Here is a 15813-nt window from a genome sequence, read left to right on the forward strand (position 1 = left end):
CTGGCCGTGGTCGGCCGCGGCTACTCCTGCCGCCGCCGGAAGACGTCGAACAGCACCCGGAGCACGAACAGCGCCGACACGACCACGAGCAGGTAGCCGAAGATCTGGAAGAGGCTCAGCGTCTCGGTGACCTGCGGCCCGGCATCGCTGATCAGCAGCATCGCGGCCATCACGCCGAGCACTCCCGCGAGGAAGGCGAGCACGACCTGGTTGACGAGCGAGCGCAGCAGCGAGCGATCGCGATGGTCGGCGAAGAGGCGCACGTTGACGCTGAGCCGGCCGTTCGCGAGCGAACCCGAGATCTGGTCGAAGCGGTGGGGGATGCGGCGCAGGATCGGCAGCATGGTGCCGACCTCGTCGACGATCGCGTCCTTCAGCGAGCTCGGCTTGAACGCGTCGGCGATGCGCGCCTTCGCGAGGCCGCTCGCCGCCGTCAGCAGGTCGAACTCGGGATCGAGCACCCGGAGCGTCCCCTCGGCGACGGCGACGGCACGGAACGCCGAGGCGAGCTCGGGCGGGATCGCGAGCCGGTTCTCCGAGAGCAGACGGGTCATGTCGGCCACGATCGTCGAGTCGAGGGCCGACCCCGGGCCGAGCCGGGCGGCCATGAACGAACCGATCTCGCGTCGGAGCACGAACTCGTCGACGTCGTCGGGCAGCTCGACGAGGCCGAGCAGCGCATCGCTCATGGAACGGGCGTCGCCGCGGTAGAACGCCATCAGGATCTCGCCGATGCGCTCCCGCATCTCGGAGTCGAGGCGACCGACCGAGCCGAAGTCGACGAGGCCGAGTCCGCCGTCGGTGCCGTCGTCGCCCTGCAGCAGCATCACGTTGCCCGGGTGCAGGTCGGCGTGGAAGACGCCGTCGTCGATCACCTGGGTGATGAGGGAGCGGAAGAGCAGGGACGCCTGGGCCTTCCGCACGGCCTCGGGGCGCGTGCCGTCGTCGTCGCTGAGCGCGCGGCCCGGGATGAACTCCATGACGAGCACGCGTGCCGTCGAGAGCTCGCGGAAGCAGTGCGGGATCGTGAGCCGCTCGCTCACGGGATGCCGCGACTGGGTCGCCTCGATCGCAGCGAGGTTCGCCGCCTCCGAGCGGTAGTCGAGCTCGGCGCGGAGCGACTCGGCGAACGCCGCCGCCACCGAGCGGAGGCCGAGCGACCGACCCCACTCCGTCTCGGTCTCGAGCTTCCGCGCGAGGCGTTGCACGATGTCGAGGTCGCGCTCGACGCCGGGGATGATGCCCGGGCGCTGCACCTTGACCGCGACGAGTTGCCCCGAGGTGAGCCGGGCGCGGTGCACCTGGCCGATCGACGCCGCGGCGAACGGCTCGGGATCGAACTCGGCGAACGCCTCGTCGGCCCGTGCGCCGAGTTCGTCGTGCAGGAGCTCGTCGATCTCGTTCCAGGCCGCCGGCGGCACGTTCTGCTGCAGGCGCTCGAGCTCGGCGATGTACTCGTGCGGCAGCAGTTCGGTGCGGGTCGAGAGCATCTGGCCGAGCTTGACGAACACCGGTCCCGCCTCTTCGAGGGAGATCCGCAGCGCCTTCGCGTGGGCGCGGCGGCCGGCGTCCGCCGCTGCGGATCGTGAACGGTCGGGCTTGAACGGCACGAGGCCGTTGCGCACCGCGATGCGGGTCACCTCGGAGTACCGGCGACCGCGGTCGAGGGTGCGCTTGAGATCGGGGATCCATCGATCGGGTCGCGGCATGGTGCCGCTCGGCACGATGAGCTCGGCGATGACGAGGAACCCGATGGCCACGAGCACGATGATGCCGAGCTGGATCGGCACGAGGGCGAGCGTCGCCCCGTCGCCCCTCCAGACGAACTGGGACTCGAAGCCGAGCTCCGCGCCGAGGGCGATGAGCCCGGCGATGATGATGCGCCCCGTGCCGACCTGCACGCCGAGGAAGCGCCGCGAGATGCCCGCGAGCAGCATCATGAACAGGATCGTCACGATCGTGACGCCGATCACACCCAGGATGATGGAACCCGTCGACATGTGCGCCCCCTTCGGGCGCGCGTCAGCCCGCGGCCCACCCCCAGCGTATTGCTCAGGTGCCCGCGGGCCCGCTCACGCCTCCGCGGGCTCGCCGACCGGCCGGTGCTCGACGTCGTCGACATGCGCGCTCGGCATCGCGATGCCGCCCGCGATCGTGACCGCCGCCGCGACGAGCACCGCGACGAAGACGGCCGTCGAGGCCCCGTGGATCGCGACGGGGGAGTGCTCGCCGAGACCCGAGCGGGCGATCACGCCGTTCGCCACGGCGCCGAAGATCGCGACGCCGACCGCGCTGCCCATCGAGCGCAGGAACATGTTCGCGCCCGTGACGACGCCGCGCTCCGACCACGGCACCGACGACTGCGCGGCGATGAGCGTGGGCGAGGCGACGAGCCCGAGGCCGAGGCCCACGATGAAGCACGCGATCGCGGTGGTCCAGACGTTCGGTGTGAGCGAGGCCGCCACGAGCGCGGCCGAGCCGAGCACGGTGATCGTCAGGCCGATGAGGGCGGTCCGTCGGAATCCGATGCGGAGGAAGAGCCGCCCCGCCTGGCTCGCCGCGATCGGCCAGCCGAGCGTGAGCGCGGCGACCGCGAGCCCTGAAACGAGCGGCGATGCACCCGCCGTCGCCTCGAGGAAGGTCGGCACGTACGACGTCAGCCCGATGAGCACGGCGCCGACGCCGAGCGAGATGAGCGAGGTCGTGACGATGAGCCGCCGGGAGAAGACCCACAGGGGAAGTACCGGTTCGGCTGCTCGACGCTCGATGAACACGAACGCGACGAGCAGCGCAGCGCCGATCGTGAACGCTCCGATCGACTGCCACGAGAGCCACTCCCAGGCCTGGCCGCCCTCGAGCACCGCGAGGATCACCAGGGTCGACGCGATCGTCAGCACGGTCGCGCCGGCGAAGTCGATGCGGTGCTTCTCGCGGGTGACGGACTCGTGGTACGAGCGAAGGAGCATCCACCCGGCGATGAGGCAGAGCGGGATGTTCACGAAGAAGATCCACCGCCACGACGCGAACTCGGCGAACAGGCCGCCGAGGGTGGGGCCGACGACGGAGGAGACCGCCCAGACGCTCGCGATGTAGCCCTGCACGCGAGCGCGCTCGCGGACCGTGTAGATGTCGCCGGTGATCGTGATGGAGACGGGCAGCACCGCTCCGGCGCCGAGGCCCTGGACGGCGCGGAAGACGATGAGCGAGGTCATGTCCCACGCGAAGCCGCAGAGCACCGAGCCGACGAGGAAGACGCCGATGCCGATGAGCATGATCGGCTTGCGCCCGACGGTGTCGGCGAGCTTCGAGTAGATCGGCACCGAGACGGCCTGGGCGAGCAGGTAGATCGAGAACAGCCACGGGAACTGGGCGAACCCGCCGAGGTCGGCCACGATCGACGGCACCGCGGTCGCGAGGATCGTCGAATCGATCGCGATGAGGCCCGTGGCCAGCATCACGGAGATGAGCACCGGCCCGCGCGCCGACCGGAATCCCACAGCAGTCGTCTCGGTCACGTTCCCCCTCGGTCTGCGGGCACGCTGTGCGGCCCACCTACAAGCAACGTCGTCGCACCGGATTCATTCCGGATCCGGGCGATTGGTGGAGGGCGATTCGTCGGGCGGTACCGGATCGAACTCGCCGGGTCAAGCACGTGCTCGGGTCGTCGTCGCCCACTACCGTCGGACTCATGAGGATCCGCACGAAACGCCCGGTGCCCGCGCCGCCTCCCGCCGCGGCGGAGATCACGAGCGACGGCGACTCCCGCGCACCCGAGGTGAAGATCAACGCGTTCCGCATCGGATTCGTCGGCGCCCTCGGCGTGCTGCTCGCGGTGCTGCTCGGCGGCATCGTCGGCGAACTCGGCACGGTGATCCTCTACGTCGCCCTCGCCCTCTTCCTCGCGCTCGGCCTCGACCCGATCGTCAGCTGGCTGCAGCGGCGCGGCATGGCGCGCTGGGTCGCGATCCTCATCGTCTTCGCCGGCGTGATCGGCATCTTCGTCGGGCTCATCGCCACGATCGTGCCGATCGTCATCGAGCAGACCACGAACATCGTCGAGAACTGGGACGACATCGTCGCGAACGTGCAGCACAGTCCGTTCGTGACCTGGCTCAACGGGCTCACGGGCAGCGGCAACGCGATCAAGGACGCGATCGAGTCCGCAGGTGAATGGCTCGCCGACCCCGCGAACCTCGGCTCGCTCGGTGGCGGCATCCTGGCGGTCGGCGCCGGCATCGCCGGCGGTTTCACCGGTGCGACGATCGTGCTCATCCTCACCCTGTACTTCCTCGCCTCGCTCGACTCGATGAAGCGCTACGCGGCACGGTTCGTGCCGGCGAGCTCGCGCCCCGGCTACCGGGACGTGTCGGAGGAGATCACGGGTTCCGTCGGCCGCTACGTCATCGGCCAGTTCGGGCTCGGCGCCACCAACGGCGTGCTGAGCCTCATCTACCTGTCGATCATCGGGGCACCGGTGCCCATCCTCCTGGCGTTCATCGCCTTCCTCTTCTCGCTCGTGCCGCTCGTCGGCACGCTCACCGGTGCCGTCATCATCACCCTCGTCTCGTTCGCGGCGTCGCCCGAGACCGCGCTCGCCGCAGCGATCTACTACCTCATCTACATGCAGGTCGAGGCGTACGTGCTGAGCCCGCGCATCATGAGCCGAGCGGTCGCCGTGCCCGGCGCGCTCGTCGTGATCGCGGCCGTCGCAGGTGGCACGCTCGGCGGCGTGCTCGGCGCCCTCGTCGCGATCCCGGTCGCGGCATCGCTCATCATCATCGTCGAGAAGGTCATCTTCCCCCGCCAAGACACCATCTAGGCGACGCACCGGCTCGTCGAGATCGCGGGGGGCGCAGCAGCCCTCGTCGACCGGCGCCCGCGGGGCCTCAGAACCAGATGCTGAGGTGCGGCGCGCGCTGCGCGGCGAACATCGCGTCGGCCGCCGCGATCGAGCCCGGCGCGCGCTCGGTGATGCGTCCGGCACGCGCGAGCACCGACGGATGCACCCCGCCGAGGTAGATCGCGCCGAGCTCGCGCACCCCGAGCCGGATGCTGCGAACGCCCTTCGCGGATGCCGCGGCATCCGCCGGTTCGACGGCCGAGACCTCCGCGCGGCCGGCCTCGTCGACGACGAGCTCGAAGAGCCCGCCCGCGATGCCGATCGGGTCGTCGACGTCGATCACGAGTCGGCCCGGTGCGCTGTAGCGCCGCGCCGTGAGCGCGGTGACGGGGTCGATCACGCGGAGCCACAGGTGGTCGACGACGTCGGAGAAGGAGACGGCCCGGGGATCCTCGAGCAGCCAGGGGAGCGGCTCGTCGACCGACCGGAGCAGGCCGCGAGTGCCCGACACGAAGTCCTGCTCGACGAGGAATCGCCAGAGCGCGCGCTCGGCGTCGTCGGTCGCCGCGGCGAGGAAGTCGAACTCGGCGACGCCCGGCTCGTTCGGCTCGCGCGTGACGTGGAACACGGCGAAGCCCTGCGCCTGACCGCGCTCGTCGTCGTAGCGCACGACGCGTCGTGCCCGCGAACGGTCGCTCTCGGGGTCGTGGAGTCCGAGCACCCGATCGAGCAGGCCCGGCCAGCGGTCGATCTCGCCGGGAGTGCGCGCGACCGCCCGTCGGGCGATCGCGGGGGCCGCTTCACGGATGGACGCAGCATCGACGAACTGCACGCGGCCCGGGGCATCCGGCCCCACCCAGTGCACCCGCCGCCGGTCGACGAACACCGTCGCAGAGCGCGCGGCCGGGGCGTAGCCGTAGCGGCCGTAGATCGTGGCCTCGGTGGCGGTGAGCATCGCGAGCGCGGCGCCCGCCGCACGGGCGTTCGCCAGCTCGGCGAGCATGAGCGCCCTGGCGATGCCGCGTCGGCGATGCGTCGGAGAGACCGTGACCGAGCTCACCGCCCAGGCGTCGACGCTGCGCCCACCGGGCACGCTGAGTCCCGTCGGCCAGCTCGAGACCGTGGCGACCGGGATGGCGGGGTCCACGATGGTCGAGTCGTAGACGCCGTGCACCCGCCGCTCGGCGATCACGCCGAGGTCGTGGTCGAGCTCGACCTGTCGCGGGCGGCTGTGGTGGAAGCCCCGGAAGTCCGCCTGCACCCACGCCGATGCGGCGGCGGTGTCCGACGTGTCGACCAGGCGGTAGGCGAGGCCTCTCGCGGCGAGCGTGGCGAGCGCCGCGGTATCGGCGGGGAATCCCTGCAGGTCGAACGACATCGAACCATCGTAGTCGCGGGGTCGACCGTCTGCGCGGGGTCGATGGGGCGGTCGGGGCGGCAGGCGTCGTCGCCCGTCACCGCATCCGGTAGTCGGGAATGCTGTCGTCCGTCGCGAAGGCATCGGTCATCCACGTCATGGTGCGGTACATGAGCGGGTTCGCGAACGTCCAGTCGCGCATGCGGATGCGCCGGCGCGACGGCGGAGCGAGGAAGGGGCCGGCATCGCCCGAGCGGGCGACCTTGGTGGGCTTGCGCATGCGGCGGTCGTACGCCGTGAACGCCGTCGCGTGGTCGCCGCCCGCGGCGATCAGTTCGCCGGCGAGCACGTAGGCGCCGATGAGGGCGAGCCCGGTCCCGAATCCGCCGAGCGTGTTCGCGTAGCCGGCATCGCCGACGAGTGCCGCGCGACCCTGCGTGAACGAGGTCATCCGGGTGCGCGCGAGGGCGTCGAGATAGAAGTCGGATGCCGCGCGGCTGGCCTCGAGCGCAGCGGGAACCCGCCATCCGGCGCCCGCGAACGCGGAGTCGAGGAAGTCGCGCTGCGACGCGATGTCGTGCCGGTCGTAGTCGGGGTGCTCGGCGCGGAAGACGAACAGGTTCGGCGCCTTCTGGCCCCCGAGGAGTGCCAGGCGACCTGGCTCGTTGTACCCGTAGGCGATGCCGCGCCCATCGGGGAGACGGGTCTCGAGGGCGCCGAGCGGCGCCTCCCCGCTCGCGACCGCGTAGTAGAACCCGCGGGTCTCGACGAACCGGTCCTCGGGCCCGAAGGCGAGACGTCGTACTGCCGAATGCACGCCATCAGCCCCGATCACGAGGTCGAACCGCTCGTCGGGTCGACGGGCGAAGGCGACGTCGACGCCGGCGTCCGACTCGGCGATCCCGGTGATCTCGTCGTCGAACACGTAGTCGGCGTCTGCGGCGGAGTGCGCGATCAGGATGCCGGCGAGGTCGCCGCGGAGGATCTCGACGTCGCCGCCGATGAACTCGCCGGGCACGACGGCGTTCACGCGGTCGTTCGCGTCGACCATGCGCCAGTCCGTCTTCGCGGTCTGTCGCGCGCGCACCTCGTCGAGGATGCCCATGCGGGTGAGCAGTGCGTGGTGCGTCCGTCCCTTGAAGTCGACGGCCTGGCCGCCCGGCCTCACCGTCGGCGCCTTCTCGACGACGGTCACGTCGCAGCCGTTGCGGCCGAGCCATCGCGCCAGTGCGGGGCCGGCGATGCTCGCACCGGAGATGAGGATCTTCGTGGTTGCCATGTGCGCGTTCCTTCGTCCGAATTAATTGCGTCCTATGGACACAATAACGTGATCGCGTACAGTGGACGCAATCAGTTCGGAGGAGGATCGTGACCGAGGGTGAAGTCGACGCGGCGTCGCGGGTCGCAGCCGCGGAGTTCCTCTGGGCGCAGCCGCCCGGGCGGAAACCGGGGCCGAAGCCGAAGTACACGCTCGACGGCATCGCCGAGGCCGCGATCGCCATCGCCGACGAGTCCGGGCTCGACGAGGTCACGATGCAGCGCGTCGCCGATCGGCTCGGCACGACGAAGATGGCCCTCTACCGCTACGTGCCCGGACGCGCCGAGCTCGACGCGGTCATGCTCGACACCGGGCTCGGTGCGCCCGTCGTGGTCGACGAGGAACACTGGCGCACGGCCCTGACCATGTGGGCCGACGGCGTTCACGTTCGCGCCCTGGCGCACCCGTGGATCGTCGAACTCGTGCAACGGCCGCACACGCCCGGCCCGGGGGAGCTCGCGTGGTTCGAGGCCGGTCTCGGTGCGATGGCGGCACTGCCCCTTCGCGGGGGCGAGAAGCTCGACCTGCTGACCCTCCTCGTCGGACACGTCATGTCACTCGTCCGGCAACGTGCGTCGGCCGGCGCACCCGAACAGCAACTCGCGGCGAGCCTCGCCGCCATCCTCGTCACGCGCGCCGAGCGCTACCCGCGCACCGCGAGCGCGTTCGCGGAGGCCGGCGACGACGGCGCCCTCGACGACGCGCTGCGATTCGGCGTCGATCGCGTGCTCGCCGGTGTCGCCGCGCTCGTCGCCGAGCGAGCGGGGTCGTCGCCGTCTCGTTCCTGATCGCGGAGCGCGGCCGCGCGGCAGGGCGAGCGTAGCCGGATGGGGCCCCGAATCATCCCCGAAGTTCGAGCCGATGCAGCGAGCCGTCGGGGAAACGGAGTTCGACCCGCACGCGTTCGCCGTCGTCGTACGCCGCTTCCACGGCGATCGGGGCGGCGTCGGCCGGCCCACGGCCGAGCCGGGTGGCGACGAGGTGCACGCTGCGAGGGCCGGAATGCCGGTCGCTGAGCGTCGGTACGGCGGTGAACGGGCCAAGCGGGCTCGTGTCGGTTGCGCGGTGGACTCCCGCCGTCGGCGTGCCGATCAGCGACTCGATCGACGAGGTGAGCCCTCCTGCGGATACCGAGGAGCGCGAGTCGACGACGCTCGCGGCCGGCGCGACCTCCGCTGCCAGCGCGAAGCCACCGAACCGCACCGGCAGCTCCAGCGTCTCGTCGCTCGTCACGAGGTGGAGGTGCACGATCGTCGCGTCGTGCGCGACCGAGGCGGTCGCGATACGGGTGCCGGTCGCGGGCTCGGGAGTGTCGGCGCCGGGCTCCGCCCAGAACGGTGTGTGCGCGCTCGTGAGCGAGCCGGGTGCCGCAGGCAGCCGCTCGATCGCACCGCGACGCGAGGCTCGACCTCGCTCGTCGATGAGCGCGACGTGGTTGTCGAGCGGGTGCGGATCGAAGCTCGGCGCCGTCGCAGAGGAGTAGGCGAGGCGCCCGTAGTGCGGGTCGTCCGTTCCCGTGAGCGGCGGGTGGTGATCGCTGCCGTGGTTCACGATGCGCGCGATGCCGTCGTCACGGCTCGTCTGCAGCAGGAAGCCGGGGGTCGCGAGCACGAGCGAGACGTCGGACTGCTCGATCGGGGTCGGCTCCTCCTCGGCGCTCCAGACGGGGGAGTCGGCGGGCAGGAGGAGGCCCAGGAAGCCCTTGCTGGCCCAGTACGGCGAGGCCGGGCCCGAGTAGGGCTGCACCATGGGCGGGAAGGCGCCGAGCCAGCCGTTCGTCAGGATGCCGCGCTCGTCGAGGGCGCCGCCATCGACGAAGCGCCGCAGCGTGCGCGAGGCGAGCCGGCGCGTCGCGCCCGGCTCCATCGGCGAGACGCCCTCGGACTCGCCGAGCCAGATCGGGGCGAGCGCGGCGAAGCGGTACGCAAGTGAGCGGCCCAGGAAGATCGGGGTGCCGTCCGCACCGATGAAGCGCACGTGCTGCGGCAGGAAGGCTGCGAGGCGCGCGCGGTAGCGCGCCTTCGCATCCGCGGCGCGGGCCGTGTCGCGGAGCTCGTGCATGCGGGCCCAGAGCAGCGGGTACACGTGCATCGCCCAGGCGTTGTAGTAGTCGAAGTTCTGGCCGTCGCCGTCGCGGTACCAGCCGTCGCCGTCGTACCAGGCGTCGATGCGCTCGAGCCCCGAGTCGATGACGGACTCGTCGAAGGCGAATCCCGTGCCGGCGAGGAATTCCTGCACCATCACGCGGAAGAGCACCCAGTTGTTGTCGGGTGTCGCGACTCGCGCAGAGGGGGCGAGCCAGGCGGCGACCCGCTCCTGCTCCGCCGACTCGAGTCGGTCCCAGAGCCATCGGCGGGTCAGGTGCAGACCGATCACGAGCGATGCCGCTTCGACGAGCGCCTGGCCGCGATCGATGATCGGGGGCCAGGCGTCGGGATGCGCCGGATCGGTGCCGGCGATCAGGCCGCTCCGGGTCCGTTCGAGGAGGCCGGCCGGATCGTCACCCTCCGCGCCCGCGACCCGGAGCGCGGTGAGCAGGAACGAGCGGGTGAATCCCTCGAGCGCATCGGACCGCGCGCCCGACCAGCTCGGCCGACCGGGCAACTCGACGAGGGCGCCCGAGGCGGAGCGGAACGGCTCGAGTGCGGCGAGCAGCCGGTCGGCGGCGGCGAACCACTGCGCGCGGGTCAGGGCCGGCTCGGATTCAGCGTGCATCCCGTTCGGCTCCCATGCTCGCGGTCGTGTTTCCGCACAAGTGTATGGTGGGTTCCGTTCGGGGCGAGTATTCGCACAAAAAGGCACATTCGGAGGGCTTCATGATCGCCGCTGGTCGTCACGACGCGATCCTCAGGGAGCTCGAGCTCCGGGGGTCGCTCGACATCACGCCGTTCGCCGACCGGCTGCACGTCTCGACGATGACCCTGCGACGCGACCTCGCCGAGCTCGAGGCTCGGCGGCTCCTCGTCCGTGTGCACGGCGGTGCCGTGTCGCTCGCGGTCGACGCGCAGCGCGAGCGACCCGCCGATGGCGCACGGCAGCCGCGTCGGCCCGTCGCGACGATCGGCATGATCACGCCGTCCGCGAGCTACTACTACCCCGAGGTGATCCGCGGCGCACGAGATGCCGCCCGCGAACTCAACTGCCGTCTCGTGCTCGGCACCACGAACTACTCGGAGCGCGAGGAACTGCGGCAGGCCGAGCGCCTCATCGGCGGTGGAGTCGATGCGCTCATGATCACGCCGAGCGGAGTCGCACTCGAGGGAACCCCGTTGCACGAGCTCCTGGTCGACGCACCGATTCCCGTCGTCGTCGTCGAACGCAGCGTCGACGAGCGCACCGGCGGGCGCCTCGAGTCCGTGCGCAGCGACCATGCGTACGGGGCGGAACTCGCAGTCCGTCACCTCGCCGAGCTCGGGCACGAGCGCATCGCGCTCGCCGCGCGCAACTCGGCGACCACGCCGTGGCTCATCGACGGCTACGACAGGGCGATGGCGCGCCTCGGCTTCACCGAGGCCGCCCTGCATCGGCAGTTGCCGTCGCCGCGCGCGGGCGCCGATGACTCCATCGATGCGCTCGGGAGCTTTCTCGACGAGTGCATCGCGTGCGGCGTCTCGGCCGCGCTGATGCTGAGCGATGTCGATGCCGTGGCCTTCACCGACCTGGCGTGGGAGCGCGGCATCCGCGTCCCCGACGACTTCGCCGTCATCGCATACGACGACGAGATCGCCGCTCTCGGCCGGGTGCCGCTCACGGCGATCGCTCCGCCCAAGCATGACCTTGGCTACGCCGCGTTGCGGCTCTGCGTCGATCGCATCCGCCAGCCGGATGCCGCGGGGCGCGCGGTGACCCGCACCGCGATGCTGCCCACCCTCATCGAACGCGAATCGACTCGAATCGACGCGTGATGTTCTCTTTTGTTCGATTGTCGCCTTCGGGCTTGCACCACGATCGGAACCGGGCTTCAGTGGCCTGAGCACCGCCCTCACATTCAAAGGAGAATTGGTATGAACATGCGTCGCAGGCTGCTCACGGGCGCCGCGCTCCTCACGGCAGGAGCGCTGTTCGCCGGCTGCTCCTCCAACGCCCCCGCCGCTCCGGCCGAGTCGGCCGAGGCGGCCACCGGCGAGATCACCTTCTGGTCCGCCATCAAGGGCATGGACGCCGTCACCGAGGCGTTCAACGACAGCCAAGACGACATCACCGTCAACTTCGAGGAGATCCCGAACGGTCCCGGCGGCGGGTACGCGAAGATCGCCACCGCCCTCGCCTCGGGCACCGCACCCGACGTCGTCGGCATCGAGTACCAGCAGCTCTCGCAGTTCGTCGGCGGGGGTTCCCTGCTCCCGATCGACGACCTCGTGCCGGCGAAGACCCTCGACGGCTACTCCGACCAGGTGCGCGGCCTCGTCACCTTCAACGACCAGACCTTCGCCATGCCCTATGACGCGGCGCCGCTCATCACCTACTACCGACAAGACGTGCTGAATGCCGCCGGCGTCCAGGTACCGAAGACCTGGGACGAGTTCGAGGCTGCGGCGCGCGCGGTCCGCGCCTCGAATCCCACCGCGTACATCGCGAGCTACAACCCGAACGAACCCGCCGTCGTCGCCGCGCTCGCCTGGCAGGCGGGTGGTGAGTGGTTCGGCACCGAGGGCGACTCCTGGACGGTCGGCATCGACGACAAGCAGACGCAGAAGGTCGCAGAGTACTGGCAGAAGCTCGTCGATGAAGACCTCGTCAAGGTGCAGCCCTCGTTCAGCGATGCCTGGACCGCCGACCTCGCGTCGGGCGTCACGAACGGCGTCATCGGCGCGAGCTGGAGCGCAGCAGGCATCAAGTCGCGCACCGAGGCGACCGGCCAGGCCGGCGAGTGGATCGCGGCGGCGCCGCCGTCGTGGGATGAGCCGGCGAGCGCGTTCTACGGCGGTACGAGCTACGCGATCACGAAGGACTCGAAATCGCCCGCGGCCGCCGCGGTGTTCCTCGAGTTCGTGACCACCAATGCGGCCGCCATCGAGGCTCGCGGCGACGTCGGCAGCGCCTACCTCGCGTACCCCGGACTCACCGACATCGCCAAGGGCGTGTTCCCCACCGAGTACTTCGGCAACGACATCTACGCCGCATTCGACGAGTCCAACGAGGTCGTCGTCGACGGATGGGCGTGGGGCCCCAGCTGGGACATCACCAACACCGCCCTGAAGGACGCACTCGGCACCGTCGGCGCGGGCGGCACGATTCCAGCCGCGGTCGACACCGCCCAGACGGCAACGGTCGACGGGCTCGAGCAGCTCGGCCTGTCCGTCAAGTAATCGATTCCTGGGGCGACGGTGCACACCGTCGCCCCAGGCCCCTTCCGAGGAGTGCTGATGTCCAGCCGCACTGAAACCCCCACCCGGCCGCCTGCCCGGCGCACGATCCCGGGCACCGGAGGTCGCACCGCCGCGATCTTCCTCACGCCGTTCTTCGCCCTGTTCGCCGTGGCGATGGTGGCCCCCGTGGCGTACGCGATCGGGCTCAGCTTCTTCGCCGAGAAGCGGTCGGGCCTCGGCTTCGCGCCGCCCGTGACGAGCTTCGTGTGGTTCGAGAACTACGCCGACGTGCTCGCCAGCGAGTCGTTCGTCGGCGGCTTCGGCCGGCTCTTCCTCTACTGCCTGATGTACATCCCCATCATGCTCGGGCTGGCCTTCATCTTCGCCCTCCTGCTCGACGCGGTGGTCACCCGCGCGAAGCGCGCCTTCCAGCTCTTCCTCTTCCTCCCGCACGCCGTGCCCGGCGTCATCGCAGCCCTCATCTGGGCGTACCTGTACACCCCCGGCGTCAGCCCGATCGTGTCGGCGCTCGCCGCAGGCGGAATCGAGATCGACTTCCTCTCGATCCACCTGGTGCTGCCGTCGATCGTCAACATCGCCGTCTGGGAATGGACCGGCTACAACGTCATCATCCTCTTCACCGCGCTGCAGGCGGTACCGCGCGACATCCTCGAGGCCGCCCGCGTCGACGGCGCGAGCGAGCTGCGCTCCGCACTGTCGATCAAGGCGCCCCTCATCATCCCCGCCATCATGGTCACGCTGCTCTTCACCGTGATCGGCACCCTGCAGATGTTCACGGAGCCGACCATCATCGCGAAGGCGACGACGGCCGTGACGAGCACCTGGGTGCCGAACATGTGGGCCTACGACGCGGCATTCAACCGAAACAACCTTCCGCAGGCCGCGGCGGCGTCGATCATCCTCGCCGTGCTCGCCGGGCTGCTCTCATGGGCGGTCACCCGCCTCTCGACGGGACGCAAGCGATGACCGCCACACTCTCCCGCGTCTCGAACGCGGATCGCCTCGACGGCCGCCGGCAGATGATCGTTCGGTCCCGCCGTCCGCGGCACCCCGCCGGCTCGTCGATCACGGTCAACGGGCTCCTGTTGCTCGGCTGTGCGTACATGGTGCTGCCGCTCGTCTGGCTCGTCTTCGCCGCCACGAAGGACGCCGCAGCGCTGTATGGAACGAACGCCTTCACCTTCAGCGGTGCACTGTGGCAGAACATCGTCGATGTCGTCACCGAGGGCGACGGCGTCTTCGTGCGCTGGATGCTCAACAGCATCCTCTACTCGGGTGTCGGCGCACTCGTCGGCGGCCTGATCTCCCTCATGGCCGGCTACGCCTTCGACAAGTTCGCGTTCCGCGGCAAGGGCGCCCTCTTCGCCATGGTGCTGGTCGGCGTCCTGATCCCGAACACCGCCACGGTGCTGCCCCTCTACCTGCTCGGCGCGGCAGTCGGTGTGACCAACACGATCTGGGCCGTCATCATCCCCGTGCTCTGCGTACCGTTCAGCGTCTACCTCGCCCGTGTGTTCAGTGCGGGATATGTGCCGGACGAGACCCTCGAGGCGGCCCGTGTCGATGGCGCCGGTCCGATCCGCACCTTCTTCTCGGTCGCGCTGCCGATGCTGACGCCGGGATTCGTCACGATCGCGCTCTTCCAGTTCGTCGGCATCTGGAACAACTTCATGCTTCCACTCGTCATGCTGCAAGACCCCGACCTCCTGCCGGTGAGCGTCGGCATGTCGCTCTGGCAGGGCTACACGACGGTGCAGCCCGAGTACACGCCGATGGTGATCACGGGCTCGCTGCTCTCGATCATCCCGCTCGTCGTGGCCTTCATCCTGCTGCAGCGTTTCTGGCGGGCCGGCCTCTCGGCAGGGAGCATCAAGTGACCGGCGGCCGTCCGCGTCTGACCTTCGCGATGGCGCCGGAGGTACGGCAAAGAGTCTTCACGTCCGAGCGCATCGCCGCCTTCGCGGAGGTCGCCGACGTGGTGGGCATCCTCTCGGAGTTCGAATCGGATGCCGCGCGAGAGGTGCTCGCCGACACGGAGATCCTCGTGACCGGCTGGGAGAGCCCGCCGGTCGACGGCGTCGTCCTCGCCGCCGCCCCGCAACTGCGAGCCATCCTTCATGCGGCTGGATCCGTGAAGCACCACGTGAGGAGCGAAGTGTGGGAGCACGGCATCGAGGTGAGCTCCGCCGCCGCGGCCAACGCGGTGCCGGTCGCCGAGTACACCGCAGCGATGATCGTGCTCGCGAACAAGCGGGTGCTGCCGATCGCCGCGCGCTACCGCGCAGAGCGGCGCGCGCTCGACGTCGAGCAGCGTTTCCCCGGGCTCGGCAATTTCGGCAAGCGCGTCGGCATCGTGGGCGCCTCGAAGATCGGCAGGAATGTCATCGAGCTCCTGCGTCCGTACTCCATCGAGGTCGTCGTGTACGACCCGTTCCTCTCCGACTCGGACGCCGGTGGTCTCGGTGTCGCCGGCGTCGGGCTCGAGGAGCTGCTCGCCACGTCGGATGTGGTGTCCGTCCACGCACCGTCGTTGCCCGAGACGCGCGGCATGATCGACGCGCGCGGCATCGCCCTCATGCGGCCCGGTGCGACGCTCGTGAACACGGCGCGAGGTGAGCTCGTCGACCAGGACGCACTCACCGAGCGAGTCCTCCGCGGCGACCTCTTCGCGATCCTCGACGTGACCACCCCGTGGGTGCTCGACGCCGACCACCCGTTCTTCGACCACGAGCACGTGCTGCTGACCCCGCATATCGCTGGCTCGCTGGGCGTCGAGCTCGGCCGACTCGCCGATGTCGCACTCGACGAGACCATTCGTCTCGCCCAGGGCCTTCCGCTCGAGTACCCGGTGCAGGCCGACGAACTGTCGTTCACCGCGTGAGGTCGTGCGGCATCCGCCGAAGGCCGAGCCGCAACCGAAGGGCCGCGCCGCAACCGACGACGATGCCGCGCCGCCGACGATCGGCGG

The 15813-nt window shown here is 70.3% G+C and carries 12 protein-coding genes; 7 read left to right on the plus strand and 5 right to left on the minus strand.

Features of this window, described 5'->3' with window-relative positions; translation table 11 throughout:
• Positions 1-20: 20 nt before the first annotated feature.
• Positions 21-2000, minus strand: a complete 1980-nt coding sequence (locus tag ACFTQE_RS12660; protein WP_376925407.1) for an ABC1 kinase family protein — start codon at positions 1998-2000, stop codon at positions 21-23.
• 72 nt (positions 2001-2072) lie between these two features.
• Entirely contained in the window at positions 2073-3515 is a 1443-nt protein-coding gene (locus ACFTQE_RS12665; RefSeq protein WP_376925408.1) for an MDR family MFS transporter, read from the minus strand.
• Between the two features lie 173 nt (positions 3516-3688).
• Here ACFTQE_RS12665 and ACFTQE_RS12670 point away from each other — a divergent pair, with 173 nt between their 5' ends.
• A complete protein-coding gene (locus ACFTQE_RS12670) occupies positions 3689-4819 on the plus strand; it encodes an AI-2E family transporter (RefSeq protein ID WP_376925409.1) in 1131 nt (376 codons plus the stop codon).
• 67 nt (positions 4820-4886) lie between these two features.
• On the opposite strand, the gene ACFTQE_RS12675 is transcribed toward ACFTQE_RS12670, so the two are convergent.
• Together ACFTQE_RS12675 and ACFTQE_RS12680 are read right to left on the minus strand one after the other, a co-directional pair.
• The gene (locus tag ACFTQE_RS12675) at positions 4887-6218 is read right to left on the minus strand and encodes a GNAT family N-acetyltransferase (RefSeq protein WP_376925410.1); all 1332 of its coding nucleotides are present in this window, start codon (positions 6216-6218) and stop codon (positions 4887-4889) included.
• Between the two features lie 76 nt (positions 6219-6294).
• Positions 6295-7476: an FAD-dependent monooxygenase gene (locus tag ACFTQE_RS12680; RefSeq protein WP_376925411.1), complete on the minus strand. Its 1182-nt coding sequence runs from the start codon at positions 7474-7476 to the stop codon at positions 6295-6297.
• Positions 7477-7565: 89 nt separating this feature from the next.
• Between ACFTQE_RS12680 and ACFTQE_RS12685 the strand changes: the two genes are divergently transcribed.
• Positions 7566-8303, plus strand: coding sequence for a TetR/AcrR family transcriptional regulator C-terminal domain-containing protein (locus ACFTQE_RS12685; RefSeq protein ID WP_376925412.1), 738 nt, complete (start codon positions 7566-7568; stop codon positions 8301-8303).
• A 52-nt stretch (positions 8304-8355) separates the two neighbouring features.
• Here ACFTQE_RS12685 and ACFTQE_RS12690 read toward each other — a convergent pair whose 3' ends face one another.
• Positions 8356-10230 carry a DUF2264 domain-containing protein gene (locus ACFTQE_RS12690; RefSeq protein WP_376925413.1) on the minus strand — a complete coding sequence of 625 codons (1875 nt, stop codon included), beginning with the start codon at positions 10228-10230 and terminating at the stop codon, positions 8356-8358.
• Positions 10231-10331: 101 nt separating this feature from the next.
• On the opposite strand from ACFTQE_RS12690, the gene ACFTQE_RS12695 reads away from it, so the two are divergent.
• The 5 genes from ACFTQE_RS12695 (at position 10332) to ACFTQE_RS12715 (ending at position 15726) form a co-directional block, all read left to right on the plus strand.
• A complete protein-coding gene (locus tag ACFTQE_RS12695) occupies positions 10332-11420 on the plus strand; it encodes a substrate-binding domain-containing protein (protein ID WP_376925414.1) in 1089 nt (362 codons plus the stop codon).
• A 99-nt stretch (positions 11421-11519) separates the two neighbouring features.
• Positions 11520-12824, plus strand: coding sequence for an ABC transporter substrate-binding protein (locus ACFTQE_RS12700; RefSeq protein WP_376925415.1), 1305 nt, complete (start codon positions 11520-11522; stop codon positions 12822-12824).
• A gap of 57 nt (positions 12825-12881) precedes the next feature.
• A complete protein-coding gene (locus ACFTQE_RS12705) occupies positions 12882-13811 on the plus strand; it encodes a carbohydrate ABC transporter permease (RefSeq protein ID WP_376925416.1) in 930 nt (309 codons plus the stop codon).
• The gene (locus ACFTQE_RS12710) at positions 13808-14722 is read left to right on the plus strand and encodes a carbohydrate ABC transporter permease (RefSeq protein ID WP_376925417.1); all 915 of its coding nucleotides are present in this window, start codon (positions 13808-13810) and stop codon (positions 14720-14722) included. Before ACFTQE_RS12705 ends, ACFTQE_RS12710 begins: the two co-directional genes overlap by 4 nt.
• On the plus strand, positions 14719-15726 hold the full coding sequence (locus ACFTQE_RS12715; RefSeq protein ID WP_376925418.1) for a hydroxyacid dehydrogenase: 1008 nt from the start codon (positions 14719-14721) through the stop codon (positions 15724-15726). Before ACFTQE_RS12710 ends, ACFTQE_RS12715 begins: the two co-directional genes overlap by 4 nt.
• The last annotated feature ends 87 nt before the right edge of the window (positions 15727-15813 follow it).

Origin of the sequence: Agromyces sp. NPDC056965, from assembly GCF_042673425.1 — a bacterium.
GTDB lineage: Bacteria > Actinomycetota > Actinomycetes > Actinomycetales > Microbacteriaceae > Agromyces.

Bases quoted from the DNA above. Each gene is read 5' to 3' on its own strand.
- ACFTQE_RS12705 (WP_376925416.1), top strand. From the start codon at position 12,882: ATGTCCAGCCGCACTGAAACCCCCACCCGGCCGCCTGCCCGGCGCACG.
- ACFTQE_RS12680 (WP_376925411.1), bottom strand. From the start codon at position 7,476: ATGGCAACCACGAAGATCCTCATCTCCGGTGCGAGCATCGCCGGCCCC.
- ACFTQE_RS12660 (WP_376925407.1), bottom strand. From the start codon at position 2,000: ATGTCGACGGGTTCCATCATCCTGGGTGTGATCGGCGTCACGATCGTG.
- ACFTQE_RS12695 (WP_376925414.1), top strand. From the start codon at position 10,332: ATGATCGCCGCTGGTCGTCACGACGCGATCCTCAGGGAGCTCGAGCTC.
- ACFTQE_RS12700 (WP_376925415.1), top strand. From the start codon at position 11,520: ATGAACATGCGTCGCAGGCTGCTCACGGGCGCCGCGCTCCTCACGGCA.
- ACFTQE_RS12710 (WP_376925417.1), top strand. From the start codon at position 13,808: ATGACCGCCACACTCTCCCGCGTCTCGAACGCGGATCGCCTCGACGGC.
- ACFTQE_RS12690 (WP_376925413.1), bottom strand. From the start codon at position 10,230: ATGCACGCTGAATCCGAGCCGGCCCTGACCCGCGCGCAGTGGTTCGCC.
- ACFTQE_RS12675 (WP_376925410.1), bottom strand. From the start codon at position 6,218: ATGTCGTTCGACCTGCAGGGATTCCCCGCCGATACCGCGGCGCTCGCC.
- ACFTQE_RS12670 (WP_376925409.1), top strand. From the start codon at position 3,689: ATGAGGATCCGCACGAAACGCCCGGTGCCCGCGCCGCCTCCCGCCGCG.